This is a genomic window from Hungatella sp. SL.1.14 (assembly GCF_024460495.1).
Lineage (GTDB): Bacteria > Bacillota > Clostridia > Lachnospirales > Lachnospiraceae > Hungatella > Hungatella hathewayi.
In genome coordinates this window covers 1-1,368 of record NZ_JANFYJ010000078.1, presented here as the reverse complement: position 1 = coordinate 1,368, position 1,368 = coordinate 1, and the positions used below count along the sequence as shown (strand labels likewise).

The window sequence follows — 1,368 nt, the reverse complement described above, 5'->3', positions numbered from 1 at the left end:
AGAAATCGGCGTACACGAAAGCTATTGCGGAAGTAATGGATATATATGACATAGCCTGCTTTAGCAAGGCAGAAAAGAAGGATAAGAAAAAGAGCCCGGCAGGTGCGAACTGCCATGGCTCAGGTAACTAAAAAAATATTCATACCCTTATTATAAGGGATCGATCGGAGGAAATCAAGATGGGAAATGAAACAATTATGATTTCTGTACCACTGGAAAGCTTTGTTGCCGGAGTGGAAGCACTTGCAAGAATCGAAATAATGAAAAGAAATGTGCAGGAAAGTAAGTACGGCCCTTCCAAAAAGGAGATAGCGGCAATTCTTGGATTTGAACTGTGCACAAAAGGAACGGAGGAAGCGTAAATGTATGTAGGAATCTGTACCGAAGCAGGTAAGACGGTACCTGACAAAGAAGCTTTTCAGTATGCCCTTGAACGTATTGAAAACGGACAACCGAAAGAACAGAAAGAGTTTCTTGAGTGGTATTACTCAGGAGATTGGATTAAGGAGGAAGACTATGGAAGAGATTATGAATGTTGAAAATACAGCACTATTAAATCCATTTAGTAATGAGTCGAATTTTAACATGCTAATGAAAATGGCAGAGGCTTTCGCAAGTACAGAAATTATACCTCAGAATTATCAGAATAAGCCGGCCGACTGCATGATTGCAATTGACATGGCAAACCGGATGCATGTAAGTCCTATGTTTGTTATGCAGAATCTCTATGTTGTGAAAGGAAAACCTTCATGGAGTGGACAGGCCTGCATGTCGCTGATTAAGTCTAATACTGAGTTTAAGGACGTTAAGCCAGTATATACAGGGGAAGCAGGCACAAATACATGGGGGTGCCATATAGAGGCTATAAGGCGGTCTACAGGTGAACTTGTCCGTGGTCCTGAAATTACAATAGGGGTGGCCAAAGCTGAAAAGTGGTTCTCTAAGATCGACCGCTACGGAAATGAAACATCAAAATGGCAGACAATGCCGGAACTGATGCTTGCGTATCGCGCTAGTGCATTCTTTGCCCGCGTCTACATTCCTGACGCCCTCCTTGGGTGTTCTGTTGAGGGGGAAGCTGAGGATATAATCCGGGAGAAAGACATTCCTGAAATCCCCGATATCTTTGGTGAGAAAGAGAAGGAGGCACAGGCATGATCTTAACAGCAGAAAATTATTTTAGTAAGGAAGCTGACCGGGAATATCTCTCGGTCAGCCAGTACAAGAACTTTATGGGAACTATTGGGCGCCCGGCCTGTGAGGCTGAAGCTATGGCAAAATTAAACGGAGAGTGGGAAATGAAAAAGACCACGGCGCTTATGGTTGGGTCTTATGTAGACGCTCACTTTGAAGGGACTCTTAGTCTGT

General features: G+C 43.5%; 4 protein-coding genes. All 4 read left to right on the top strand.

Translation table 11 applies throughout. From position 1 onward, the window contains the following. Positions 1–179: 179 nt before the first annotated feature. A complete protein-coding gene (locus NE473_RS29965; protein WP_256265536.1) occupies positions 180–362 on the top strand; it encodes a hypothetical protein in 183 nt (60 codons plus the stop codon). Then, entirely contained in the window at positions 363–539 is a 177-nt protein-coding gene (locus tag NE473_RS29960; protein ID WP_256265535.1) for a hypothetical protein, read from the top strand. Continuing rightward, the gene (locus NE473_RS29955) at positions 517–1,158 is read left to right on the top strand and encodes a recombinase family protein (RefSeq protein ID WP_256265534.1); all 642 of its coding nucleotides are present in this window, start codon (positions 517–519) and stop codon (positions 1,156–1,158) included. Before NE473_RS29960 ends, NE473_RS29955 begins: the two co-directional genes overlap by 23 nt. After that, positions 1,155–1,368: PD-(D/E)XK nuclease-like domain-containing protein (locus NE473_RS29950; protein ID WP_256265526.1), on the top strand; the 214-nt coding region annotated here is incomplete at its 3' end. The genes NE473_RS29955 and NE473_RS29950, both read left to right, overlap by 4 nt.

What these genes read in the sequence shown, in the direction of transcription:
- NE473_RS29955 (WP_256265534.1), top strand. Translation starts at nt 517, where the DNA reads ATGGAAGAGATTATGAATGTTGAAAATACAGCACTATTAAATCCATTT.
- NE473_RS29960 (WP_256265535.1), top strand. Translation starts at nt 363, where the DNA reads ATGTATGTAGGAATCTGTACCGAAGCAGGTAAGACGGTACCTGACAAA.
- NE473_RS29965 (WP_256265536.1), top strand. Translation starts at nt 180, where the DNA reads ATGGGAAATGAAACAATTATGATTTCTGTACCACTGGAAAGCTTTGTT.